The organism is Streptomyces sp. NPDC043812, assembly GCF_056436245.1.
In genome coordinates this window covers 209,605-236,135 of the sequence record NZ_JBWKCY010000013.1, presented here as the reverse complement: position 1 = coordinate 236,135, position 26,531 = coordinate 209,605, and the positions used below count along the sequence as shown (strand labels likewise).

Below are 26,531 nucleotides of genomic sequence, written 5' to 3'. Positions count from 1 at the left end.
CTGTCCGGCACCGGGCGGAGCAGGGTGAGCGCTCCACCTCGCGAGAGGTCGGAGGCCGTCGCCGTCCGCCACTCGCGTGCACCGGCGCCCGCGGCGCTCCAGTCCTCGCGACCGGCTGCCCGCGCAAGGGACTTCGCGGCCTTCACCAGGTCCTGGCGCGCGGCATCGACCTCGGCCGACAGTTTCGCCGGATCGATCTCCGTCCGTGACGCCCGGACGAGCCGCGCCGGGGTCAGGTCCACCAGGTCGTCCAGCAGGTCCACCACGCCGACCGCGTGTGCGACACCCGGTTCGCCCTCGAAGGCGTCCGGGTTCTCCGCGAACGCCCGCCATGCGCCCAGGGCGTGCGCGGTGATCGCCTCCCAGTCCACAGAGGCGGACCGGCTCCCGCCCCGCGTCCGCCCGGTCACCGCCGTTCCACCGCGCCCGGCCGCCATGGCGGTACTCGTCGCCGCGTCCCCCGCCGTGTCCACGAACAGCACCGACTTGTGCTCCGGGCCGCCCGGTTCGGGCCGTTGCAGCACCCACACCTGGAGCCCGATGTGCAGCGGCACCGACGCGCCGGCCGGAAGCGCGATCACCGCGCGCAGGGCCCCGCTGCGTGCCAGCTCCGCCCGTACCCGGCGCCCCGACGCGCGGCCGGCCGTGGCGGGCGGCAGGAGCAGGGCGGCGTGACCGCCCGGGGTGAGGTGGGCGAGCGCGTGCTGCACCCACGCCAGCTCCGACTCGGCGCGCGCCGGAACGCCGTACGCCCAGCGTGGGTCGTACGCCAGCTCGTCGTGGCCCCAGTCGCGCCCGCCGTACGGCGGATTGCACAGCACCGCGTCGGCGAGCAGGTCGGGGAAGGCGTCCGCGCGGAGACTGTCGGCGGCGTGCACGGTGACCTTGGCCTCCGGAGCCGTCAGCATCAGGCCCACGGCACTGCGCAGGGCCTGCACGGGGAGGTTGTCCTGGCCGTACAGCTCACGAGCTCCACGGCGGGCGGCAGCCTCCAGGAGGGTGCCGCTGCCGCAGGCCGGGTCGAGGACGCGGGCCGTTGATCCGGGGATCAGGGCGGCCAGCAGGTCCGCAAGCGGTTCCGGGGTGCGGTACGCGCCGGACGCGGCGCTGTCCTCCAGCTCCCGCTCGGCGAGCACGCCGAGTGCGGCCTGGCCGCCGTCGTCGCGTACACAGGCGTACAGCGCACGCAGCACCGCCGCGTCGTCCGCCTTGAAGTGGACGGCGCCCGCGCTCGGAACGGCGTCGGCCGCGGTGGCCACATCGCGCTGGGCGTGGGTGACGAGGTCAGGGTCCGACAGCTGTGCGGCGGCCGTCAGCTCCTCCGGTGAGCGGCCCGCCGCCGCGAGGACGAGGAGCAGGAGGTCCGACGTGCCGCCGCCGCTCTGCGTGCGCAGGCGCAGCGTGGTCCGCAGCTCCTCCGAGGGGTTCGCCGCCGAGACGTGGCCGCGTGAGGCGAGCCAGGCGCGCACCGACTCCAGATCGTACAGCGGGCTGCTGTCCGTGCCCCCGGACGGCGCCGGGAAGTCGTCGTGCCGACGTCGCCAGTTGCTGACGGTGGCGCGCGTGACGCCCGCGATGCGGGAGATCTCGGCGGCTGTCACCTGGGCGGATGGTGCGAGTGGCTGCGGCATGGATGTGGTCCTGGGTCCGATGGTCGGCGTGGTTACACCGTACAGCACGAGTCAACTTCTGCAAGCTGTTGGACAGTGCTTTCACGGTCATGCTTTCATGTAATCGCTTCCGCCGGTGAGCGGTACTCCCCGGCGCGAAGCGTGACTTCCCTTGCCATAGCCATGTCCTTGAGCGCCCAGCGCCCTGACCTGCGCCAACCGCTCCCGGCCGGATGCCGGGGGACCTGCGGCGCCTCAGGGCCAGGCGAGCCCCATCCACCACCACACAGGGGGAAACCCATGCGCCTGACCATGCCGAGCGGCACCCCGGAAGGAATCCCGCTCACCGTCATGCCGTTCCGCGAGGACGCGGTCATCGGCACCATGTCCCTCGCGACGCTGGTGCGTCTCGTGCCGTCACCGCGCCAGGAGGAGGACCCGCGCGCACTCAAGACCGCCTCCGGGCACGACCGGCGCCACGCCGAGCTCCGTTCGACCGTGCAGCGGACGCTGAAGTCCCAGAAGGGCAAGAACATCCCGAACTACGCCGAGTACATCGCCAACGGCATCCTCGGCAAGCACGGCTCCGCCTGGTCCACGCCCCCGATCACGCTCTGGCACGCGGGGGAGGCCGCCGCGATGAGTGAGGAGCTGGTCCCCGAGTCGGGCCTGCGGACGCTGACCGTCGCCCCGGACGCCATGGTGATCGCCATCGACGGCGAGACGCAGACCACCGCCTGGCACGACATCTACCGGGACCCGGAGGCCTTCGGCCTCACCTACGCCGAGCTCAGCCGACGGGTCCGTATCCCCTTCGAGCTCTACCTGGGGATCTCCCCGGCGGACGCGCGGCAGATCTTCTACGACCGCAACGTCAAGGGCATCGACGTCGCCAAGAACCTGGCCATGTCCATGGACCAGCGCGACCTCGCCACCCGCCTCGCCTACGGCGTCGGCGAAAAACTCGAGGTCGAGTCGGACGGTCGGCGGATGCCGTTCGGCAAGCTGGTCAACGCCGGCAAGCGGCAGCTCACCAGGACCGACAAGGAGGTCGTGACGCTGTCCGCGCTGCGGGCGCTGATCGTCACCACCGTCTTCGGAGGCAAGGGTGTGGAGTACTCGGCGGCCAACGTCCACGAGGGCAACCTGCCGTCCAACACCGACGCCGACGAGGTGGAGACGGTCGTCGTCCGTCTGGTGTCCCGGCTGATCGGGGGCCGCTTCCCGGACTTCGCCCGGCGCAGCGCGATCACGGCCCCGGCCGTGATGGCAGGCCTCGGCGTCCTGCTGCACCGCGCGACCCCCTGGTGCGACCCCGGTGATGCCATGAGCTACGAGTCGGTCGAGCACCTGCTCGCCGACGTCCGCTGGGAGCGCGAACCCGCCTACTGGGACGGTGTCTGCGCCAGCGTCGGCTCCACCGGCCGACTCAACTTCAGCGGCGGTGTGAAGGACTCCGCCGGCCGCGTCGCGGGCGCGCTCCTCGACCCGCACGGCGAGTCGGGCCGGAAGATCCGGGGTCTGTGGAGTTGAACACGTCTGCGGTGCGGATTCCTTGACGCCGGGATCTTCTCGGCCCATGCCTCTCCGGCCGTGCCGCATCCGTGGGGCACGACCCACGGCTCCCGCGCCCACGCCCTGATCGCACACCCTGTGCGGCCCCGCTCACCACCACCCGCGACCTGGAAGGCCATCGTGACGATCACCGAGCACACAGAGCTGATCCGTCGCTTCGCCGACGACTTCACCGCCCTGCAGGAGGCAGTTCTCGCCCGCATGAACGGGATCTGCGCTCCGGAGATCGCCGCGGCCTTGGAACACGCTTCGCTCGTCGGTCCCATCACCGTCGCTCTCGCCCACGCCGATGTCCTCGCTCGTGGGGCCGTCCGGCGCACGGAACTCTCGGCTCAGCCCCCCGAGCGGCTGCGACGGCTGCGAGCACACGCGCGCAAGGTGCGACGGGCCTGGTCGCAGGCGGAGGCAGTGTGCAAGGAGCAGCGTGCCCGCCGCCTCCCCGGCCGCTCCCGGCCGGTGGACATGCTGGAACTGAGGGTGGCGCGCATGGCATCCCCGGCGGCCTTCGCCGAGGCCCTGCGGCAGGAACTCCGCGACCGGGGACTGCCGGACGGCACACCGCAGGCGCCGGAGAGCGACCTCGCCCGGTGGGCCTGGGACCGGAAAACGGCGGGCGACGAACTGCCGACACCGGTGCGTGAACTGCGGGACTGCGCCGACGACGCCTTCGTCCAGGCGCTCCTGCGCGATGCCCGGGAGGACGAGAACCCGTACCTCCCGCACGACGCGGTGGTCGAACGGTGGAGTCGCCATGCCCGTGCCGCGCTGGCCTGGGGCCGCTACGCGATCGGCCAGGCCGAACGGGACGTACTCGCCTGCTCTCTCTCCGTACGACCCACCCGACTTGACGCTCTGGATGACGCCTACCAGGACACCGCGGTTCTCGCTGCCCGCTCACGCGAAGCCCTGCTCCGGGTCACGGACCTCCACGACCGGAAGCGGGCCTGCGTGACCACGAGGCCTTTCGCGGAGCTCATCGCGCAGTGTCGCGCCGCGGCTCTGGCGCGCTTCGCCGACGCCGAGCCCGAGTTGTGGCACAGCGTGCGTGAGCTGACCGTGACGCACCAGGCGCACTGCCCCGAACAGGCCGACAACTGCCCGCACTGTCACCGCACTCTCGCCGCCGTCCTCGCCGACGCCCATCCCGCCGACACGGGTGAGGACGGGGACGGGGAGCATCCGACGGCAACGGTTCCGGCCGATGGGGACCGCTACGCCTTGCTCGCCGACCTTCCTGGTACCGCCGTCGTGGCCGTCGCCGACGCCGCCGTCGGTGACGAGTCCGCACTGTGCGGCTACGGCTGGGCTGCCGAAGACGGGACCACCGGACACGGCGACTCCCTGGCCTCCAGCAGTGGCGAGGCCGAAGTCACCGGTATCTGCGCGGCCGCCCTCAGCCTCCTCGAGCACCACGAGGACGCACCCGTAGTCCTCCTGTGCGACAGCGTCGAGGCGGTCGAGGCGGTCAACACGGCCCTGCGCTCCGCCGACCCGGCAGCCGCCCACCGCACCCTCCTCTTCCCGGAGAGCCGGCACCTGATGGACCGCCTGGTGCGCTACCGCCACCGCGTCCAGGTCGGCTGGCTGAAAGGCCACATCGGACACGACCTCAACGAAACCGCGGACGCCTTCGCCCGTCTCGCTCTCGGCCGTGCCACTGGCCGCATCCCTGCCTCTGCCGCGCGGAAGGAGGAGGCGCGGATCTTGCGCTCTCTCGGCTCCGGGGCCGGTCCCTTCTCGGTTGCTGCCTGAGGCCATGGCCCGATGCGGCAGTGCCGAGGCTCACGGCCTCCTTCGTCTTCGTACCTTCACATCGACACAGGCAGCCGCAGGAGACGCGAGGCAGCCCACGTCACGCCGTCTGCGGACAGCTCTATCACCCACCGATCTCCCCGTACCCGGACGAAAGCGAGCGACTATCTTCATGGCCCATCCCCGGTGGCACCACATCCTCATGGAGTCCCAGCGTCATGCCCTCAAGGCGCTCGACGAATGGAACTGCTCCAGCGGCGACTACAGCGACTTCCTCACCCACATGCACAAGGCCTGGCACTACCTGCTCCACGCGGAATTCCACAAGGCCGAGATCGACTACCACTATCTGGACTCCAAGACCGGCCGCCACCAGATGATCGACGGCGAACCGAAGGCCTGGGACCTCGAGAAGTGCCTGAAGGAGCGCTTTCCCAACAGCGGCGACACGGTGCGCCTCAACGCTGAGCTCTTCGTCGCTCTGCGCAACAAGGTGGAACACCGCTACGAGCACAACCTGAGGATCGTCACGGGCGGCAGGGCGCAGGCCTACGTGATCAACTACGAGCAGGAGATGACCGCCTACTTCGGTGCCGGCTACAGCCTCGCCGACCGGCTCCGCTTCCCGCTCTCCGTCCAGGTGTTGACCGCGGACGGATACGAGGAGATGCGGAAGGCCGCCAGGGGGCTGCCCAGGAAGACTCGTGACCTGGTGGCCAGGTACGAGGCGGGTATCGATCCGTCCGTCCTCGACGACCCGAGGTACGACTACCGCGTACGGCTGGTGCCCATCACCGGCTCCAAGACGGACGCCGACCTGGCGGTCAACTTCGTCAAGCTCGACGACCTGAGCGAGGACGAGCGACGCACCATGGTCGAGGCCGGGCGCAAGGGAACCGTCATCACCAGGGACCGTCACGTCGAGGTGGCGGACCTGAACAGGATGCGCCCGACGCAGGTAGCCGCCCGCGTCGAGGAGCAACTGCCCTTCCGGTTCAGCGCATCCAGAGAACACGCGGAGATGTGGAAGCGGTTGGGGATCCGTCCGGTCAAGGGCTCCGACAGCCCTTATGGCACCGTCGCCAGGTACTGCTCGTACAACGAAGCCTTCGACCAGTACGTCTACACCCAGGCATGGATACGGAAGATCCTCAAGGAGATCGGGACGGTCGAGAAGTACCGCGCGTTCTTCGGCAGGGAGCCGCGCATGAAGACAGGCGCCACCGCGTCGAAGGAGGCTGCGTAGAGGGCGTCAGTTTGATTCGTGGTCTTCACCTTTCCCTCACGTTACCTGCATAGGTAGCCTTTGGTTGAAGGTGCATCTATCGATGTGCCTGGGTGATCGCGCTGGATGCTGCCATCGCCGCAAGCGCATCACTCTTAGTCAGGCTCTGGCCGTGCATTTCGGGTGGTTGTGCGAGCGCTGCAATGGACGCTTCGCATGTGGAAGCGGTGAGGGGTGGGGCGCCTCTGTGTGGTGCGCGCCGTCAGGTTGCTCCGGGCCGTGGCAGTAGAGGGCTGCGCCCGCGAGGGCGTTCGGTAGTGACCCGTTGTCAGTGGCGGGTCTAGGGTGCAGTGGAAGACCGTTCCGTGCCGGGGATTTGACGAAATAGGGCATCGGGGCATCTCTTGTGGGGACAGAGTGGATCATTCTTATCAGGGGTGGCAGGAAGCGCTGGCCGAAGAGTTCTTCGGACGGCAGCACGCGGGCCATCCGACGCTCTTCTACGTCGACGACGACGTGGAGCAGGAGCTCAGACACGGGTACGGCCTCGAGGAGCCCCTCGCCCAATGCGTGGGCAGGTTCCTGCGGTTGGGGACCACGGAACCGTACAGCGCACTGGAGGACTACCGCTGGCGCAGGCGGCAGCAGGACAAGGGCGGCGTGCCCGCCTTCTTGCCGCTGCTGGCCTGCTCGGTGATGGCCGCGTCCCGGATGGTGAACGACCGGAACCACCGGGCCACCGCCTACCACGCCCGTTTCTCCGAGCTGCTGACCGGCGACGAGAAGCGACTGGGCAGCCACCACTATGAGCCCATATCCCGCATGTGGCAGGTGCTGGCCTCCTGGCAGCACAGCCAGGAGGGCGCGCGGGGCCTGTGCACCCTTCCCGCCCCCGCCGACCTGCCCTCCAACCGCAGCATGATCGGGTTCGCCCAGTCCCAGGCGCTCCTCAGCGGCGCGGACCGGTCCTTCCTGCCGAAGTTCTTCCGGTCGTTGCGGGAACACGGCACGACCTGGCCCCTGCCGGGGGAGACGCTGCTGGCCCAGATCGAGATCAGAGGCATGGAGCAGCACTTCTCCAAGGGCTTCCGCAACGCCCTGCGGGAGGAGGAGTTCCGCCCCTTCCTCGCCAGGCTGATCGGCAACTACGCCGCTTCCTGGGACGGTTCGGACGAGCTGGTGCCCACCGGTGTCACCCGGGCCGAACTCCTGGTACGGCTGGACGCGGGGCGTCTCAGCTGGGTGGCGCGCCTGCGGTCCGCGGAGCAGGATACGCGCATCGAGCTCAGCGGCGGCGTCATCCTCGAGCAGCTCGGCGACACCGCCTACTACGAGGTGACGGGCCTGCCCGCACCGAGCGCGGACACCCTCACCAGGGGCATCCGCCGCGACGGGAACGGCCTCGTGCTCAGCCGCCCCTCCTCCTCCGTCCTGGTGCTCGCACGGGACGACGTGCTCGGCGTCTGGGCAGACACCGATGGATTCCGCCCGGGAGAGGCACACGTCGTGCTCGCCGCCCCGACCGCGCAGCGGGACGTGCAGCGGCTGCTGGACAAGGCCGCGACCACGGGCCGGAGCGCCGACACCGGCAAGCTCGCCTGGGTGCCACAGGGCTGGTCCCTGCACAAACCCGTCACCTTCCACGACGCGGTCACCCTGCGCCGCGCGCTGATGGAGGTTCAGGGCGCGGTCGGTCTCCTGCATCCCCCGGCGCAGTTCAAGCTCCGCCTCGAGGACGGGCTGAAGCTCGCGCCCTCGCTCGATCCCCACCTGTACCTGCGGGGAGGCGAGCCCCGGGTGGTCCTCCCGGACGCCACGGAGAACGCGGGCACCCTGCTCGTCGACGGAAAGGAGCGGCCCGAGCTCAGGAAGGCGATCGCCGCGGGCCGCCCCGTCCCCCTGGCCGTGCTCCGGCTGGAGCCTGGCCGTCACACGGTGAGTTACGCGGGCGTGGAGATCGGCTTCGCCACCGCGGACCAGGCCGTCGTCGAGCCGAAGGCGACCAGGGTCTGCGGCTTCACCGTCGTGGACGGCAAGGCCTCCCCGTCGCCCTCCCTCCTCGACCAGCAGACCCTGCCGACCGGCATCACCGGCGCCGACGGCACGGGTGCCACCCCCCAGGACGCGGCGACCGTCATGGAGCTGTGTCGCCGGGACGCGGACGAGGTGCTGTTCACGGCGGCCGACGGACGGCTGTGGACGCTGGACATTCCGGAGCGACCGGACTGGTGGACCGAACGCCTCCCCGACACCCCCGCACCGCTCCGCTTCGAAGCCGGCTTCCACGGCGTCGGCGGCTGGCTCCTGGAGCGCCGCAGCGGACGCTGGAAGGGCCGCCCGGTGAACCCCGGAACGCCGAAGCCGAAGAGCGCCGGCAACCCGCGGGCCTGGGCCCGCGCCGTCCTCAACGCCCAGCCGGCGTCCGCCGAGCCCTCGTGGGCCGCGTACGTGCAGGCAGCGAAGGAGCTGGACCGATGACGGAACCGATGAGCAGCACCGAGTTCGGCGGGATCCTCCTGCGCTGGCTGAGCGAGAGCCGCAGCGGCAAGGCGTCCGCACTGCGCGACGGTGTCCGCGGCCAGGCCCAGGCATGGGGCCTGGAACTCACGGAGTACGCCGACTGGGACTGGATGCGCAAGGCCGCCGCCCTCGGCTTCATCGACGTGGACCCGCGCGCCGACCGCTGGTCGGTGGCCCCGCCGGTGCTGACCCGGCTGCCCCACGCCGACGGTCTCGCGGTGCTGACCGGCGCGCGCACCGCGCGGATCAGCACGCGCGTCGAGGAGGCGGCGCAGGAGTGGATGGAGCTGATCACCGTCCCTCACCGGCCGGAGGCCGGTGAGGCTCCGCTGCCCGACACCCTCCTGTTCCAGTACGAGGACCCACGGACCCTGCAGGACGCCGCGAAGTTCCTCAGGGTCCGCCACGTGCCCTGCGCCGCCCTGCAGTTGACGGAGTTGCTTCCGCAGGCGGCGCCGGGCCCCGAGTCCGCACCGCCCGGTGGGAGCACCGCCGGCACGCTGGAGAAGTACGAGCTGCGGCTCCAGCGGTTCGTCCCCGTGACAAGGGACGACGAGGACGGCCTGTACCGGTGGCGCGGAGCCGACTACGCACGCCTGACCCGCGTCCGCCGCAACGGCGTCTTCCACGCGGTGGAACGCGAGACAGGCGTCTACCTGGAGCTCGCCCGCCACCGCACCGGCGCGATGCGCTGGCGGCCGGAATCGGGCAAGGGCCGGGCCGGTGTCGGCCGGCTCTTCGTCGACCGGTACGCGCCTCTGCCCGCCCTGCACGAGCGCGCGGCCGTCCTGTGCAGCGGCTTCCCGCCTTCGGTGGGCAAGCAGGCGCAGACCCGCGCGTACGACAACGTGCCGAGGGCGCTCGCGGAGGCGATCGCGGCCTCGCTGCGGCAGAACCTGGAGACCATGCCGCGACCGGTGGCGGCCACCGGCGGGAGGGCCAAGTGAGCGTGGAACAGCAGACAGCGGCGGTGACGAACACCGATGTCCAGGACGTCATGGGCACTTTCGACGACCTGCGCAGCGCGCTCTTCCGCTACTACGACACCCCGTTCAGCGTCGACGACCGTTCCGTCATGGAGGAACGGCGCAACCTCCTGGACCGGGACAACGGGGCCTGGCGCGACCCGCTGATCGAGCTGCGCCCGCAGTACGCCTCCCGGGGCGTCGGCATCGCGGAGTCCTTCGCCGAAGCGGGGGCTCACCCCGACGCGGCCGAGTTCGCCCGCTTCACCCTCCCCGACGGCGTGACCAGCCTCTACCGTCATCAGCACGACGCCCTGGTCGCCGCCTGCGCGGGCAAGGACTTCGTGGTCACCGCGGGCACCGGTTCCGGCAAGACGGAGTCCTTCCTGCTGCCGGTCCTCGCCGACCTGGTCGCGGAGTCCGCCCACTGGCAGGGCACCCGTGCGGTGCAGCGCGAATGGTGGCAGCAGGACGGCGACCACGTGCCCAGCCGACAGGACGAGCACGGGCACCCCCCCGCCCTGCGCGTGCTGGTCCTCTACCCCACCAACGCCCTCGCCGACGACCAGCTTGTCCGGCTCCGGAAGTCGCTGGACAGCCGCGAGGCCCATGCATGGCTGGACCGGAAGCGCAACGGACACCGCTTCTACTTCGGCCGCTACACCGGAGCCACCCCCGTCTCCGGCAGCCGCGACTCCGACCCGGCGAACTTCCGTCTCCGGCAGTACCTGCGGGAGGTCCAGGAACGGCAGCGCAAGGCGGACGAGAGGCTCGGCGAGGAGCTGCGGCCCTTCGTCCCGCGCCTCGGCGGAGCGGAGATGCACGCCCGCTGGGACATGCAGGCCGCGCCGCCGGACATCATGGTCACCAACTACTCGATGCTGAACATCATGCTGCTCCGCAAGCAGGAGGAGCACATCTTCAGCGCCACGAGGAAGTGGCTGGAAGAGACCCCCGACGCCCGCCTTACCCTCATCCTCGACGAGCTCCACATGTACCGCGGCACGGCCGGCACCGAGGTGGCCTACCTGCTGCGCAACCTCCGCCACCGCCTCGGCCTCGACAAGAGCCCCGAGAAGCTGCGTGTACTCGCCGCCTCCGCCTCCTTGGAGGCCGGCCGGGACGACGAGTTCCTCGACGGGTTCTTCGCCCTGCCCGGCTCCAGGCGCGTCATCATCCCCGGGAAGGCGAAGGAGATCCGCGGCGAGGGCGACCTGGCCACCCACACCGAACGCCTCGCGCAGGCCGCGAAAGCCCCCGTCACCCAGGACGAAGCCGTCGCCATGGCCCTCGAGACCGGCCTCGGCCCGGCGCTCCAGCGCGCACTCACTCCCGGCGGCAAGCCCCGTGCCCTGCCCGCCCCCGAACTGGCGAAGAACCTCTTCCCGGACGTCCTCGAGGAACAGCGCCAGGACGCTCTTCACGGCGTCCTGCGTGTACTCGGCTCCGCCCACAACCCCGAACTCCCCCAGCTCCGCGCCCACTTCTTCTTCCGAAACATCGAGGGCATCTGGGCCTGCTCCGACCCGAACTGCCCCCACATCCCCGTCGAGCACGGCCCCGAACGCCGGGTCGGCCGGCTCTTCGCCGAGCCCACCTCCCGCTGCATTTGCGGCGCCCGCGTACTGGAGCTTCTCTCCTGCCAGGCCTGCGGCGACCTGATGCTCGGCGGGTACGCCAGCCCCAAGGACACCCGGCGGCGCAAGTTCACCGGTGCCCTCCACACCGACTTCCCAGACATGGATTTGCTTCCCGACGAGGCCGGCGGGGCACCCACCGCGGCCAACTACGTCGTGTACTGGCCGCGCACAAAGGGCCTCGGCCTCGACGACCCCGGCTGGCACGCGGGCCTGTCCGACGGCGGGCCGCAGGTCGAGTTCGAGTTCCGCCGCAGCGCCTACCAGCCCGCCACCGGCCGCCTGGAGAACCGGGACGTCCGGCACACCGGATGGTCGTTCCACATCTCCGTGCCCCTGGACAAGGAGGGCAAGAAGCCGGCCCATGACCCGGCCCGGCTTCAGGCCTTCCCCACCCGCTGCCCCGCCTGCGGCGACGACTGGGAGATCAAGTACGACAGGGACGGCCGTTTCATACCGCTGGAATCTCCTGACCGACTGCGCAGCGCGCCGGTCCGGCGGATGCGCACCGGTTTCTACAAGATCAACCAGGTGCTGGTGACCGAAGCCCTCGGCCACCTTCCCGACGGCCGGCGCAAGGCGATCGCCTTCTCCGACAGCCGCGACGACGCCTCCGAACTCGCCAGCGGTCTCGCCCTCCGCCACCACCAGGACCTCCTGCGCCTGCTCAGCGCCCAAGCCGTCGAGAAGCAGGGAGATCCGTTCCGAGACCTCCAGCTGGTCAAGGCCCACTACGGCGAGGAAGCCGTCGACCGTGCCGGTGCCCGTGGCGCCATGGAACGGCTGCGGGACCGCGACCCGGCGGACTGGGGACGTCTGAAGGCGATCCTCGCCGACGACCTCGACGCGGAACCGGAACTCCTGCCCGACCTGGAGCGGAAGTTCTCCGAACTGCCCTCCCTGGACGACCTCGCCTCCGACCTCGAAGGCATGCTGCTGACGTACGGCACCAACCCCGCCGGTCCCGCGGCCTCGCTCCAGCAGACCTCGGCCGGACAGCCCTGGACCGCGCTCTACAACTGGGAGCGGGACCGGGAAGCGGTGGTGGAGACCCAGGCACAGGAGGAACTCCTCAACCGCCTCCGCTCCCGCCTGCGCCTCGAGACCATCGGCAGCCTCTTTTCCGGCGGCGGCCGTGACTTCGAATCGCTCGGACTCGGCTGGCTCTGCCTGCGCGACGACCGCTCGCCCCTGGAGACCGGCCCGGACAGCGATCAGGCCGTGGCGCGTGCCAGTCTGCGGATTCTCGGCCTGATGCGGCGCTTCACCCGGATACGTGCCTCTCTGCAGAGGCCGCCCGCCCCTCTGAAGCGTTTCTGGAAGCAGGTCGCCGAACGCCAGGGCACCGATGTACAGACGATCGAGGACCGAGTGCTCGGCGTCTGGAAGGACGCCGTGGTCGACTACGTCATCAAGCCGGAGAAGGTGGCGCTCCGCCCCGGCGAGAACAAGACCTGGACGTGCCGCTCCTGCCACCGGCCGCATCTTCACCCGGGCGTGGGGCTGTGCACCAAGTGCCTGACCCCGCTGCCCGCCGTGCCCCAGCAATACAGCGGAGTCCTCGAAGACGACTACTACGCGTGGAAGGCCGCCCACCGCACCGGTGACTTCCCCCTGCGCACCGCGGAGCTGACCGGCCAGACGGACCGGCTGGAGGCCCAGCGCCGGCAGAGCCTCTTCCAGGATGTCTTCCTCGGCGACAACGACGTCCCGCAGGCGGACGGCCTGGAACTGCTCTCCGTGACCACGACCATGGAAGCCGGTGTCGACATCGGCCCCCTCAACACCGTGATCATGGCCAACATGCCGCCCACCCGCTTCAACTACCAGCAGCGTGTGGGGCGCGCGGGCCGACGCAACAGCCCGGTCGCAGTGGCCCTCACCGTCTGCCGCGGCCGCAGTCACGACGAGCACTACTTCGCTCGGCCGGAAGCCATCACCAACGACCCGACCCCGCCGCCCTACCTGGTCCTCGGCATGGTCTCCGTCTTCCGGCGGGTCCTGCTGGGAGAGGTCCTGCGCCAGGCCTTCGAGCCCCTGCAGCCGCAGGACCGCCGGAAGGGGCCGGACATGACGTCCAACGTCCACGGACAGTTCGGCCTCGCCGCCGACTGGCCGACGTACCGTGGTGCCGTGCGCCGCTGGATCGCCGAGCACGCGGACCGCATCGAAGCCGCTGCCGCCGCCTTCCGGGCCGGAACACCGGAGAGCATCGCCGCCATCGATCCGGTGGCCGCCGTCGACGAACTCCTCGTCCAGATCGACGAGGTGGCAGCCCGGACGGTCGGCCACTCCGACCTCAGCCAGCGCCTGGCGGAGGCGGGGCTCCTGCCCATGTTCGGCTTCCCGACCCGCTCCCGCCTCCTCTACCGGAGCATCCCGCCAAGGACCTTCCCCTGGCCGCCGGCCGACTCCGTCAACCGCGACCTGGCCGTTGCCCTCAGCAAGTTCGCACCGGGCAGCGAAACCCCGCAGGACGGTCGTCTGCTCCGCTCCAGGGGAGTGGTCTCCCTCGTCCCGAGCGGTCGCGGAGTTCAGGCCGCCGAAGAGCCGTTCGGACCGGAACAGCTGGTCGCCATGTGCCGGATCTGCTCCCACGTGGACCCGCAGGCTGCCGTCGAGCCGGAAACCGGGAGCGCCGGTACCTGCCCCGCCTGCGGCGCGGAGAGCAAGTACTACAGGGCCGTCCCCTTCCGGGAGCCCGCGGGCTTCCGGGCCGCTCACGAAGCACGGGACTACGACGGCTACCGGGAGCTCGGTTCCAACGCCACCAGCGCACGGACCGCCACCGACCTGGAGAAGACCGCCCCGCGCATCCACCGTGCCGCCGACGACTGGATGGTCGTCCACACCGGCAGCGGTGACCGCTACATCGTCAACACCAACTCCGGAAAGCTCTTCCGCTTCGCCAAGAACACCGGCCCGTGGCGTGGATACGTCGCTCTGGACCATCCCAAGGCGGAAGCCGACCTGGAGATCGCCCTCGGCGCCACCCAGCACACCGACATGCTCTTCATCGGGGCCAAGGGCGCCCTCGACACGAACCGGGGCCTCCGCTTCGACATCTCGAGGTCCCAGCAGATCGACGGCTTCCCCGAGGCATACCACGGCCGGCGCGCCGCCTGGTACTCGCTGGCTGCCCTGCTGCGCCGTGCCGCCGCCCCGCACCTGGACGTGCAGCCGGAGGAACTCCTCAGCGGCATCCACGGCTCGGACGCCCCGGTGGCCGCTCCCGTCATGGCCTACCTGGCGGACAGCCTCGACAACGGCGCGGGCTTCAGCACCTACCTCGGTTCGGAGGAACACATCGACGAGTTCCTCCAGGCGGTCGACCGCTACGTGCACGACCTGGAGGCCGACCATCATGCGCACAACTGCCGCAGCTCCTGCTACGCCTGCCTGCGCGACTACTCCAACATGCGCCTCCACCCGCTCTACGACTGGCGGCTCGCCCGCGACCTGACCGACGCCCTGCGCGGCCGGAAACTGCGGATCGACCCGGATGAGCACGCCGTCCTGTTGAAGGGGTGGGCGGACGAGGAGCCAACCGTCAGTCTCAAGGAGACCGCCGCCGGACCCGTGGCCCTCTTCACCTCGGACTTCACCGGCGAGCCCGTCGCGGTCGCCGTCAAGCATCCGCTGGAGTCCGCCACCGAGGAGTGCGGGAACGAACGGCTCCAGGCCCTGCGTCACGAGGTCCGTGCCGCAGGTCTCGCCACCCAGGTGGCCTTCGCCGACTCCTACAGCCTGGACAGGACCCCTGCCGCGGTGATCGAGCAGGTGCATATTTTCGCGGAGGAGCTCTGATGACGGCAGGTACCCCACTGGGAGCGCGTCAGGACGAGCAGGCCCGTGTGGAGGAGCTGCGGCAGCGCGAGATCGCCCGCCGCCTCGCCCTCCGACAGGCCCGCGCCGAGGGCCGGATTGTCGGGGGAGCTCCGCAGGGCGCGGAAGCCGGCGGCGGCCCCACTCCGGTCGTTCCGCCGCAGAAGCAGCCGGAACCGGAACCGGTCATGCCCCAGCCGATCCCCGAAGGATTCACCCACCGGGAGACCTGGGAACGCGCCCGCTCCTTCGCCGAACGCATGCTGCCCGATGTGCTGAAGGCGGCGACCGGGGCGCTCTCCGCGCAGAAGCTGGCCCGGGCCGCGGCCGATGCAGCGGCCCGGCAGGACGATCCGGTCAAGGGCGTCTCCCTGCTCGTCATGGCACAGGAGCACGGGCTGGACGTTTTCAGTGGCCTGGTCTACGCCCGCGCCCGCGCCCTCCTGGAGGACAAGCCGCTTCCGCTCCTGGGGGATCCGGGCAGCATGTGGCAGATTTACCAGGACGACCGCCGCCTGATGGAGACCGATTTGACGGCCCCTCAGCAGAGGGCGCTCCTGGCGGAGCTTCCCCGGCCGCTTCTCGACGACTACATCGACGAGGAGTGGATCGGCGCGGCCCCCGAGGGCGACGGCACCTCCCGTGCCGCCTACTTCCGCGCCCGCCTGGACCCGGCGTCCCTCACCGACGAGGAGATGGATCTGTTGGCCTGGCCCCTGGAACGGGAGCGCCGGGAAGCCGGCCCGGGAACGGAACCCGGCCGTGACTGGCCGCAGGACTGGCGCCTGCTGGTGAGGCTGCAGGCCAACGACGCCAAGGCCGTCGCCGAGGAGTGGACCGACCTCCTGCCGCCGACGCAGAAGCTCCTCGACGCGCTGCGCGAGGTGCGGCGGACCGGGGAGGTCCCGGACGGCCTCGTCGCCGACGAACGACTGTGGGTCCTCCTTGAGCGGATCCACCCCAGCGTGCGCAGCACGAGCACCAAGAGGTTCAACGGCTGGATCGGCGGGCGGACCCTGCTCAGGGCCGTGCGGCAGATGCACCGTGCCCTCCTCCACGGGGACGACGAGACGGCGGAACAGCGGAGGAGGGCTGCGCTCACCATGGCCGCGAGGCTCCGCCACCACTCGCAGCCGGTGCGCTGGGAGGCCCAGAACATCCACGCCTACCTGCGCGCCGGCCAGGAGATCACGGAGTGCCTCAAACTCCTGGAGAAGGACGCCGAAGGCCGTCCCCCGGTGCGGGAGCAGCTTGGCGGAGGCGCCGTGGCCACGCTGCGGAAGAATCGGAGCTTCCTGGACGCGCGGCACCGCGGAGAACGCGACCAGCCGCTCAACCCTTATCTGGTGCTCGGCGTGCCGGACGGGGCGGACGACTGGAAGAAGGCCTGGCGGGCCCTGAGGAAGGAGCTCGACGACAGCGGCCGCGTCCGGATCAACCGCGCCAAGGACATGATCGAGAAGGCCGAGCGCGAGCAGCAGGAAGTACCCCGGTTCGCCGTCCCGCTCGCCCCGCACCGCTGGAAGGACCCCACCGGCACGAGCCACCGGCTGGAACTCCCGCCCGAGCCTCTGCAGAGGCTCACCGCGCCGCCCACGGACAGCGACCGCGCGTGGTCCCGCACCGAGGCGGCCCGAGAAATAGTCACCAGGGCGACAGAACGCCTTTCCCCGGCTGCCGAAGTATTCGCAGCCCTTGAAGACCCAGAGAGCAGCACATCGTGAACAACGGAGCCGGTAAAGGCGACAGTGGTTCTGGCCCCCGTGACGGATCCCGGCGGAACCAGGGACGCGGTCCGAACAACGGAAGCGTGCGCAATCGTGGTGAGCAGAGGGCGGCCGAGGCTGCTCCCTGGCGATTCGCCGAGAGCCACTTGCCCGAGTTCGACCCGGGGGCCTTGGACGCCGCCGCGATCCTGAAGTCGGTCAATGAGACGCTCCTGCCCGTGGTGGAGAAGGAGTTGGAGGCGGCGACGGAGAAACTGGGCGCAGCTCTGGCCGACAAGGAGACCGAGGCCGATCTGGTCTCCGCGTTCCGGGCCGAGCTGATGCGCCGAGTGCTCCCTCAGTTCACCGAAGCGGTACGCACGGGTGTGCTGGAGAGTATCCGCATGCGCCAGATGCACCTGGCCCAGCTGGCCGTCCTGCACCGGCAGGCGCTGGACGCGAAGACCTTGAAGGTCGTGCTGACCCGCCTCGACCACGAGGCGGCGAAGGCCGGCCTGCAGATCGTCGGCGACATTGGTGATCAGTCGCTGTTCAACGTCGTGGAGGACCAGCCCGGTGTGACGAAGAGAGGCCCGGTCACCTTTGAAGTCGTCGCTCCGGCCTACGTCGACAAGGAGTCCGGGAAGCTTGTCGAACGCGGTTGGCTGCGGGCCGTTGCCAAGGCACCGTTCCCGAAACCGTCGCCCGAGCCCAGCAAAATGAAGCCGGGGCGGAAACGCAGGGCGAAGCATACAGAAGCCGACAAGAAGCAGCCGGAGAAGGAGGCTCCCACACAGCAGGAGAGGAAGAAGCCCCACCGGGGTCAGGAACCCGAAAAGCAGCAGCATAGAGGCAACGAGCGGCGAAACGGCGGGGCACGTCCCCGTTCTGGAGGAAACAGGGACCGCCGGATGAAGCAAAGGGGAACGCGATGACTTTCGGTATCGACTTCGGCACCAGCAACTCCGTGGTGGCCCACTGGAACGGGCACACCACCGAAGTGCTGCCGGTCGACAGCGACAACGTGCCCGCGCAGTGGCGGATGTCGGAGTTCGAGCAGCTCTTCCCCTCCGTGCTGTCCGTCCGCGACCTCCAGCGCACCCTCTGCTTCGGCTGGGAGGCGAAGACCGGCACCAGCGAGCCGCTCGACGCCGTGAAGCGCATGCTGGGCACCCGCTCCGGTGCCGAGAAGGACGGCGACATCGACGGCCTCGAGGTCGCAGCACAGCTCGAGGAGCACCATGCCTGGGTCGGCTCGGAGAAGTTCCACAGCACGGTCGCGGCCGCCGCCCTTTTCAGCCGCATGAAGGACGGTGTCTCCGCCCAGCTGCTCGACCTCTCCGACGCGGTCGTCACCGTCCCCGCCAAGGCGACGGGCGGCGCCCGCTACCGCACCCGTGCCGCGGCAGCACTCGGCGGGGTGAAGGTCCGGGCCCTGCTCAACGAGCCCACCGCGGCTGCGATCTCGTACGCCCGCGACGTCCCGATTCCCGGCCGTTTCCTCGTCTTCGACTGGGGCGGTGGCACCATCGACGTCACCGTCCTGCAATACGAGGACGGCCTCTTCGAGGAGCAGACCTCCCGCGGTATCACCGCCCTCGGAGGCCTGGAGTTCGACAACGCGTTGGCCCAGCTGATCCAGCAGAAGATCGGCCTGACCGCGGACCAGCTCACCAAGGCCGAACGGCGCCGGTGGCGCCGGTCGGTCGAGCTGACGAAGATCGCCCTCTCCTCCGTGCCGATGGAGGGCGCGCTCTTCTTCGACCTCCCGGTCGGCCTCGCCCCCTCGGTCTCGAAGCGTGAGGTCAGGATCACCGCGGCCGAGTACACCGAGGCGATCACCCCGCTCATCACCCGCGCCCTGGAGGCGGTCCAGCAGGCCCTGGAAGACCTGGCCATCACCTCGGGCGCCATCGACTCCGTCCTGATGATCGGCGGCACCTCGCAGATCCCCCAGGTGCGTCACGCCCTGGGCGAGCTCCTCGGCCACGACCGCATCGTCGACAGCGGCCTGTGCCGGCCCATGACCGCCGTCGCCCGAGGTGCGGCCATCTACGCGGCCTCCCTCGACGGCGAACTCGGTGACGACAGTGACTTCTCCCTCGTGACGAGCTACGACTTGGGTACGGCCGTGAGCGCGGGCGAACAGAAGGGCTTCCGCGCCATCATCCGACGCAACGCCACGCTCCCCGCGGAGGGTTCGGCCAACTTCTACCCGGACACGCCGCGGGCTTCCTTCGTGCGCGTGCCGGTGATCGAGGGTGAGGTCGGCTACTCGGCCGACAGCGACCGTGCCTTCCCCCTGGCCAACATCGAGGTGCATCTCCCGACCCGGGAACAGGACATCCGCCGGAACAAGATCGAGATCAAGTTCAGCTACAACGAGAGCGGCATCCTGCGCTTCACCGCCACCCACGCGGCCACCGGCAAGCAGCTCGCCGAGCGCGAGATCGATTCCTTCGGCCCCGACGGCACCCCACTGCAGCACGGCCTCGACGATGAACTGACCCGCCTCTTGGCCCACACCGTCCGCCCGTTCGCCGACGGCTCCTCCAACGTCCGACACCTCTCGGCAGCTGAATCAGTCAACGCCCGCCCCGCACCGATCGACATGTCTGTGCGCGTGGTGGAAGCCGATCCGGCCGTAACGGTCAACGGCGAGCCGCAGGGCGTGGTGACGGCGGGACTTTGACCAGCCTCTGGACTCTGGTGGCTGATTTCCGGGTGCGCCAGTAGCTCGCTCCACTGCTACGGCAGGTGCCGGCAGCCGAGGGATCCGCACCCCTCGGCTACCAATCCGGCTGGAGGACCCGGCGTCCGGCGACGTCAACATGGCCGCCCGCTGGTACCAACCGGAGTCAGGAGGCTTCGCATCCCGCGACACCTGGCTCCCCAACCCCTCCACCCAGGCCGACCGGTACACCTACGCCAACAGCGACACGGTCAACGCCACCGATCCCACCAGCCACTTCTGCGCCTGCGGCGGCACAAGGGCAGCCCGAGACTCTCGGGCATGAGATGGCGCAGTAGCGCCAGTGGCGCGCACGACGCCGCCCCGCGCAACATGGGCGCCGACAGGGCGAGGCCGTCAGCCCGCCCCGCCTGCCGCGGAAACAGCGCATCGACCAGGTCCCAGACCCGCAGGAACATCCAGGAAATGCGCGCCGCTACGACGCCGCACGCACGCCTGTCCGCAGTCGTCCGACCCGCCCCGCGACCCGGAACAACGGCAACCACCGCGGCACCAACCGATGCGGTGGGACCACCCGGAGGATCTTGCAGCCCGAGACGCCCTTGGGCGATCACGGTCGTATCGTTAGTGATCGAATCCCCCTCGGACACCAGTAAGACGCCAGTTCATCTGGGGTCTTTTTTTGCATGTCCGCTTCGCGCTTCCTTCCGGGCTGCCCCGCTCGCCTCCTCGCCTGAGCCCTTGCCCGAGCTCCCTCGTCACGATCTGATCTCGCTCCCGGTCCGGACTCTTGCATTCCGGCCGTGTAATCGTTTCCATGCTTCCTTGTAATCGTTTCCACGGGCTCCCGGCTCATGGTGCGAGGTTCACGGAAACCACAAGGAGGTGGTCCGGACATGGCGAGCATCAAGGATGTCGCCGCCGCGGCGGGAGTGTCCGTCGCCACGGTCTCGCGCGTGCTCAACAGCCATCCGTCCGTCAGCGCGGAGGCCCGGACCCGCGTCCTCGCCGCCGTCGACACCCTCGGCTACCGGCCCAACGCTGTCGCCCGCTCGCTGCGCACCGACCAGACCCGCACCCTCGGTCTCGTCATCAGCGACGTGATGAACCCCTACTTCACCGAGCTCGCCCGTTTCGTCGAGGAAGAGGCCCGCGCGCTGGGCTACAGCGTCATCATCGGCAACGCCGACGAACGGCCCGAGCTCCAGGACCACCACGTCCGTACGCTCCTCGACCGCCGGATCGACGGGCTCCTCGTCTCGCCCGCCGACGGACGCTCCCCGTTCACGCTCGACGCCGCACGCGGCGGCACGCCCATGGTCTTCCTCGACCGCTGGATACCGGGCGTCGACGTCCCCGTCGTCCGGGCCGACGGACGCGCCGCCATCCGCGACCTCGTCGCGCATCTGCTCGGGCTCGGCCACCGCAGGCTCGCCATCATCGCCGGACCCGCGGCGACGACCACCGGGCACGAGCGCGTCGAGGCGTTCCGCGAGGCCCTGCGCGAGCACGGGCTCGCGCTGCCCGACGACCACATCGGGCAGGGCGACTTCCAGGCGGAGAGCGGCCGGCGCGCCACCGAACGTTTCCTCGCCCTGCCCGAACCGCCCGACGTCGTCTTCGCCGCCGACAACCTGATGGCGCTCGGCGCGCTCGACGCCATCCGCGCCCACGGCCTGCGCGTCCCGCGGGACATCGGGCTCGCCGCGTTCGACGACATTCCCTGGTTCGTGCACACCGACCCGCCCATCACGGCAATCGCCCAGCCGACGGCGGAACTGGCCCGCGCCGCCGTCCGGGCGCTCGTCGCACTCATCGAGGGCAGACCCCCGCAATCCGTGACGCTGACCGCCCGGCTCGTCGTCCGCAGATCGTGCGGCGAACCCGCCCCGCCCCCGCCCGCCACTTCCGCCCAGAGGAGCAACGTGTGAGCACCCCCGACGAGTTGCTGCGCATCGAAGGCATACGCAAGACGTTCCCCGGAGTCGTCGCGCTCGACGCCGTCGACTTCGACCTGCGCCGCGGCGAGGTGCACGTCCTCCTCGGTGAGAACGGGGCCGGCAAGAGCACCCTCATCAAGATGCTGTCCGGCGCCTACCGCCCCGACGCCGGCCGCATCCTCGCCGGAGGCCGCGAAGTCCGCATCCATGGCGCCCAGGACGCCGAACGGCTCGGCATCGCCACCATCTACCAGGAGTTCAACCTGGTGCCCGACCTGACGGTCGCCGAGAACATCTTCCTCGGCCGTCAGCCGCGCCGCTTCGGTCTGATCGACCGCAGGAAGATGGAGGCCGATGCCGAGGTGCTGCTCAAGCGGGTCGGTGTTCAGGTGTCCCCGCGCGCCCGCGTCCGCGACCTGGGCATCGCCCGGCTCCAGATGGTCGAGATCGCCAAGGCGCTCTCCCTGGAGGCGAGTGTCCTGATCATGGACGAGCCCACCGCCGTCCTCACCTCCGAAGAGGTCGACAAACTCTTCCGGATCGTGCGGCAGCTCCGCGAGGACGGCGTGGGCATCGTCTTCATCACCCACCACCTCGACGAGATCGCCGCCCTCGGCGACCGTGTCACTGTCCTGCGCGACGGCCGATCCGTCGACCAGGTGCCCGCGTCCACTCCCGAGGACGAGCTCGTACGCCTCATGGTCGGCCGCAGCATCGAGCAGCAGTATCCGCGCGAACGCCCCGAGGCGGGCGAGCCGTTGCTGTCCGTCCGCGGGCTCACCCGCGACGGCGTCTTCCACGACATCACCTTCGACGTGCACGCCGGTGAGGTCGTCGGCCTCGCCGGACTCGTCGGCGCCGGACGCACCGAGGTCGCCCGCGCGGTCTTCGGCGCCGACCCCTACGACGCCGGCAGCGTCGGCGCAGGCGGCACCACCCTGCCCGCCCACGACGTCAACGCCGCCATGGGCGCGGGCATCGGACTCGTACCCGAGGACCGCAAGGGCCAGGGACTCCTCCTCGACGCGTCCGTCGAGGAGAACCTGGGCCTGGTCACGCTGCGTTCGGCCACCCGCGGGGGCCTCGTCGACGTCCGGGGGCAGCGCACCGCCGCCGCCCGCATCGCCGAACAGCTCGGCGTACGGATGGCCGGCCTCGGACAGCATGTGCGCACCCTGTCCGGCGGAAACCAGCAGAAGGTCGTCATCGGCAAATGGCTGCTGGCCGACACCCGCGTGCTGATCCTCGACGAGCCGACCCGCGGTATCGACGTCGGCGCCAAGGTCGAGATCTACCAGCTCATCAACGAACTGACCGCCTCCGGCCACGCCGTGCTGATGATCTCCAGCGATCTGCCCGAGGTCCTCGGCATGAGCGACCGTGTCCTTGTCATGGCCCAGGGCCGGATCGCCGGAGAACTCCCCGCCGACGAGGCGACCCAGGACGCCGTGATGGCCCTCGCCGTCGCCGCGACCCCCACGACGAACACCGCAGTGAACGAAGAGGAGGGCCCCCGTGGCCACTGACACGCATCTGAACGACACGGGCGCCGGCGGCGCCTGGAACCTTCGCCGCATACTCCTCGACAACGGCGCCCTCACCGCCCTCGTGGTCCTCGTCGTCGCCATGTCCCTGCTCTCCGGCGACTTCCTGACCACCCAGAACCTCCTCAACGTCGGTGTTCAGGCCGCCGTCACCGCGATCCTCGCCTTCGGCGTCACCTTCGTCATCGTCTCGGCCGGGATCGACCTGTCCGTCGGCTCCGTCGCCGCTCTCTCCGCCACCGTCCTCGCCTGGACGGCCACGAGCGAAGGGGTGCCGGTGTGGCTCGCGGTGATCCTCGCCGTCGCCACCGGCCTGGCCTGCGGACTCGTCAACGGCGCGCTGATCTCGTACGGCAAGCTGCCGCCGTTCATCGCCACACTGGCCATGCTGTCGATCGGCCGCGGCCTGTCCCTGGTGATCTCGCAGGGCAGCCCCATCGCGTTCCCCGAATCCGTCTCCGTCCTCGGCGATACCCTCGGCGGCTGGCTGCCCGTCCCAGTCCTCGTGATGATCGCGGCGGGCCTGGTCACCGCACTCGTCCTGACCCGCACCTACATCGGCCGCGCCATGTACGCCATCGGCGGCAACGAGGAAGCGGCCCGGCTGTCCGGACTGCGCGTCAAGCGGCAGAAGCTCGTCATCTACGCCCTGTCCGGCCTCTTCGCCGCCGTCGCAGGCATCGTCCTCGCCTCCCGCCTCGTCTCCGCACAGCCGCAGGCGGCCCAGGGTTACGAACTCGACGCCATCGCCGCCGTCGTCATCGGCGGTGCCAGCCTCGCGGGCGGCGTCGGCAAGGCATCCGGCACCCTGATCGGCGCGCTGATCCTCGCCGTGCTGCGCAACGGCCTCAACCTCCTGTCCGTGTCCGCCTTCTGGCAGCAGGTCGTCATCGGTGTCGTCATCGCGCTGGCCGTACTTCTCGACACAGCCCGCAGGCGTGCCGGAGCCGGCCCCGCGGCCGGTGGCGCTTCGGGCTCCGGCGGCGGGAAGAAGGGCGCGGCACAGCTGGCGATCGCGACAGTGTGCGTCGCGGCCGTCGTCGCGGCCGTCTCCCTGCTCAACCCCGGCTCGTCGTCGACCACCACCAAGGTCGGCATGTCGCTGTCCACCCTGAACAACCCCTTCTTCGTCCAGATGAAGGAAGGCGCGCAGGCGGAGGCGGAGGCCGCAGGCATCGACCTGACGGTCACCGACGCCCAGAACGATGCCTCCCAGCAGGCCAACCAGCTCCAGAACTTCACCAGTTCCGGCGTGAAGTCCGTCATCGTGAACCCCGTCGACTCCGATGCCGTGGGCCCCGCCGTCCGCGGCGCCAACAGGGCCGACATCCCGGTGATCGCCGCCGACCGCGGCGTGAACAAGGCCGACACCGCTGCTCTGATCGCCTCCGACAACGTCGCGGGCGGCAAACTCGCCGCGAAGACACTGGCCGAACGACTCGGCGGCAAGGGGAACATCGTCGTCCTGCAGGGCACGGCAGGCACCTCCGCCAGCCGCGAACGCGGCGCCGGATTCGCCGAGGGCATCAAGGCGTACCCGGGCATCAAGGTCGTCGCCAGGCAGCCCGCGGACTTCGACCGCACCAAGGGCCTCGACGTCATGACCAACCTGCTGCAGTCCCACCGAGGTGTCGCCGGCGTGTTCGCCGAGAACGACGAGATGGCGCTCGGCGCCGTCAAGGCGCTCGGCAGCAGGGCGGGGGACGAGGTGGCCGTCGTCGGATTCGACGGAACGCCCGACGGCCTCACGGCAGTCGAGGCGGGCACGCTGTACGCGTCCGTCGCCCAGCAGCCGGCCGAGCTCGGGAGGATCGCCGTGCAGAATGCGGTGAAGGCCGCGCAGGGCAAGAGCATCGAGAAGACGGTGAAGGTGCCGGTGAAGGTCGTCACGCGGCAGAACGTCGCAGACTTCTCCTGAACCGGGCCGGAGTTCACCGAGGACCGGGCCCGAGCGGGGCGTCGGACCTCATCGAGGAATCGGACCTCTCGAGAAAGCAGGAAACCACTCCATGCACGACGACGATGTGCTCGATCTGCTGGTCGTCGGGTCGGCGAACGCCGACCTGGTGATCGGGGTCGAACGCCGTCCCGCACCCGGCGAGACGGTGCTGGGCTCGGACCTGGCCGTCCACCCCGGCGGCAAGGGCGCCAACCAGGCGGTCGCCGCCGCCCGGCTCGGAGCCCGCTCGGCCCTGTTGGCCAGGGTCGGCGACGACGCCCACGGACGGCTGCTGCTGGAGTCGCAGCGTGCGGCCGGGGTCGACACCGGCGGCGTCCTCGTCGGCGGGGCGCCCACCGGCGTCGCCCTGATCACCGTCGACCCCTCGGGCGACAACAGCATCGTTGTCTCACCCGGTGCCAACGCCCGCCTCACCCCCGAGGACATCCGCCGTGCCGACGGACTGCTCGCCCGCGCGCGGGTGGTCTCCCTCCAGCTGGAGATTCCGCTGGACACCGTCGCCGAGGTGGCCCGGTCGCTGCCGCCCGCGGCCCGGCTCGTCCTCAACCCCTCACCTCCCGCACCTCTCTCGGCGGACGTCCTCGCGGCCTGCGACCCCCTGGTCGTCAACGAGCACGAGGCGCGCTTCATCCTGGGCGAGGAGGCCGGCTCCTCGCCCGAGGACTGGGCCGAGGCCCTGCTGGGCCTCGGCCCCCGTTCGGTGGTCGTCACGCTCGGCGCGCTCGGCGCGCTCGTCGCATCCGCCGCCGCGGCCGAACGGGTCCCGAGCCCGCGCGTCGACGCCGTGGACACCACGGGAGCCGGCGACGCCTTCACCGCGGCGCTCGCGTGGCGGCTGGGGATCGGTGACGACCTCGTCGAGGCGGCCGCCTTCGCGGTCCGTGTGGGCGCGTCCGCAGTCACCAGGAAGGGCGCCCAGGAATCGTTTCCGTCTGCGCAGGAGTTGGCAGCGCTGTGAAGAAGCACGGGATTCTCAACCGCCATCTCTCCGGTGCAATAGCCGAGTTGGGCCACGGCGACGGCGTTCTCGTCTGTGACGCAGGCATGCCGATCCCGCCCGGTCCGACGGTAGTGGACCTGGCGTTCGTCGCGGGCATCCCCTCGTTCGCCGACGTACTGGACGGTCTGCTGGCGGAGCTCGTGGTGGAGGGAGCGACCGCCGCGCAGGAGATCCGCGCGAACAACCCGGAGGCGGCCCGGCTCGTCGAGGAACGCCTGCCCGGCCTCGTGTTCGTCCCGCACGACGATCTCAAGTCGCTGACGTCGGGCGCCCGGCTGGTCGTACGGACGGGGGAGGCCCGGCCGTACGCGAACGTGCTGCTGAAGTGCGGCGTCTTCTTCTGACACGTTTCGGGCGGCGGCCGCCCGAGGACCGCCGCCGCTAGGCGGGGGTCCTGCGGGTGCGCCGCCCCGGCGGCGTCCGCGAGACGGGCGCTGATCGGCCGCGTGGAGTCGCCGCGCCCGGCCGCGCTGCTGCGCCGACGCGTGCACAGGCACGTGCGCACGGGCTGAGGCGAACGCCCGACAACGCGGCCCATGGCGGTCCTGCACTGTCGTCCACCGCCACCGCCACCGCCACC

At 70.4% G+C, this 26,531-nt stretch carries 16 protein-coding genes; 15 read left to right on the top strand and 1 reads right to left on the bottom strand.

Annotation, left to right across the window (positions count from 1 at the left end):
- A partial coding sequence (locus AC067Z_RS20955; protein WP_478791057.1) for an N-6 DNA methylase occupies nt 1-1,631 on the bottom strand: 1,631 nt, incomplete at its 3' end.
- A 279-nt stretch (nt 1,632-1,910) separates the two neighbouring features.
- Between AC067Z_RS20955 and AC067Z_RS20950 the strand changes: the two genes are divergently transcribed.
- The 15 genes from AC067Z_RS20950 (at nt 1,911) to rbsD (ending at nt 26,295) form a co-directional block, all read left to right on the top strand.
- A complete protein-coding gene (locus tag AC067Z_RS20950; protein WP_478791056.1) occupies nt 1,911-3,143 on the top strand; it encodes a ParB N-terminal domain-containing protein in 1,233 nt (410 codons plus the stop codon).
- Nucleotides 3,144-3,305: 162 nt separating this feature from the next.
- Nucleotides 3,306-4,937, top strand: coding sequence for an RNase H family protein (locus AC067Z_RS20945; RefSeq protein WP_478791055.1), 1,632 nt, complete (start codon nt 3,306-3,308; stop codon nt 4,935-4,937).
- Nucleotides 4,938-5,139: 202 nt separating this feature from the next.
- Nucleotides 5,140-6,183: a DUF3644 domain-containing protein gene (locus tag AC067Z_RS20940; protein WP_478791054.1), complete on the top strand. Its 1,044-nt coding sequence runs from the start codon at nt 5,140-5,142 to the stop codon at nt 6,181-6,183.
- A 396-nt stretch (nt 6,184-6,579) separates the two neighbouring features.
- Nucleotides 6,580-8,640: a hypothetical protein gene (locus tag AC067Z_RS20935; RefSeq protein WP_478791053.1), complete on the top strand. Its 2,061-nt coding sequence runs from the start codon at nt 6,580-6,582 to the stop codon at nt 8,638-8,640.
- A complete protein-coding gene (locus tag AC067Z_RS20930; protein ID WP_478791052.1) occupies nt 8,637-9,629 on the top strand; it encodes a hypothetical protein in 993 nt (330 codons plus the stop codon). Before AC067Z_RS20935 ends, AC067Z_RS20930 begins: the two co-directional genes overlap by 4 nt.
- Nucleotides 9,626-15,091, top strand: coding sequence for a DEAD/DEAH box helicase (locus AC067Z_RS20925; RefSeq protein WP_478791051.1), 5,466 nt, complete (start codon nt 9,626-9,628; stop codon nt 15,089-15,091). Before AC067Z_RS20930 ends, AC067Z_RS20925 begins: the two co-directional genes overlap by 4 nt.
- Nucleotides 15,091-16,833 carry a hypothetical protein gene (locus AC067Z_RS20920; protein WP_478791050.1) on the top strand — a complete coding sequence of 581 codons (1,743 nt, stop codon included), beginning with the start codon at nt 15,091-15,093 and terminating at the stop codon, nt 16,831-16,833. The genes AC067Z_RS20925 and AC067Z_RS20920 overlap by 1 nt, the downstream gene beginning before the upstream one ends.
- Nucleotides 16,834-16,982: 149 nt before the next feature.
- Nucleotides 16,983-17,750: a hypothetical protein gene (locus AC067Z_RS20915; protein WP_478791049.1), complete on the top strand. Its 768-nt coding sequence runs from the start codon at nt 16,983-16,985 to the stop codon at nt 17,748-17,750.
- Nucleotides 17,747-19,507 carry an Hsp70 family protein gene (locus tag AC067Z_RS20910; RefSeq protein WP_478791048.1) on the top strand — a complete coding sequence of 587 codons (1,761 nt, stop codon included), beginning with the start codon at nt 17,747-17,749 and terminating at the stop codon, nt 19,505-19,507. Before AC067Z_RS20915 ends, AC067Z_RS20910 begins: the two co-directional genes overlap by 4 nt.
- A 139-nt stretch (nt 19,508-19,646) precedes the next feature.
- Nucleotides 19,647-19,832, top strand: a complete 186-nt coding sequence (locus tag AC067Z_RS20905; RefSeq protein ID WP_478791047.1) for an RHS repeat-associated core domain-containing protein — start codon at nt 19,647-19,649, stop codon at nt 19,830-19,832.
- A 571-nt stretch (nt 19,833-20,403) separates the two neighbouring features.
- Nucleotides 20,404-21,438: a LacI family DNA-binding transcriptional regulator gene (locus AC067Z_RS20900; RefSeq protein WP_478791046.1), complete on the top strand. Its 1,035-nt coding sequence runs from the start codon at nt 20,404-20,406 to the stop codon at nt 21,436-21,438.
- A complete protein-coding gene (locus AC067Z_RS20895; RefSeq protein WP_478791045.1) occupies nt 21,435-22,973 on the top strand; it encodes a sugar ABC transporter ATP-binding protein in 1,539 nt (512 codons plus the stop codon). Before AC067Z_RS20900 ends, AC067Z_RS20895 begins: the two co-directional genes overlap by 4 nt.
- Nucleotides 22,963-24,909 (top strand): ABC transporter permease/substrate-binding protein, encoded by a 1,947-nt coding sequence (locus AC067Z_RS20890; RefSeq protein ID WP_478791044.1) that lies wholly within the window; start codon nt 22,963-22,965, stop codon nt 24,907-24,909. The genes AC067Z_RS20895 and AC067Z_RS20890 overlap by 11 nt, the downstream gene beginning before the upstream one ends.
- Before the next feature lie 91 nt (nt 24,910-25,000).
- A complete protein-coding gene (locus tag AC067Z_RS20885; RefSeq protein WP_478791043.1) occupies nt 25,001-25,909 on the top strand; it encodes a ribokinase in 909 nt (302 codons plus the stop codon).
- On the top strand, nt 25,906-26,295 hold the full coding sequence (gene rbsD / locus AC067Z_RS20880; protein WP_478791042.1) for a D-ribose pyranase: 390 nt from the start codon (nt 25,906-25,908) through the stop codon (nt 26,293-26,295). The genes AC067Z_RS20885 and rbsD overlap by 4 nt, the downstream gene beginning before the upstream one ends.
- The last annotated feature ends 236 nt before the right edge of the window (nt 26,296-26,531 follow it).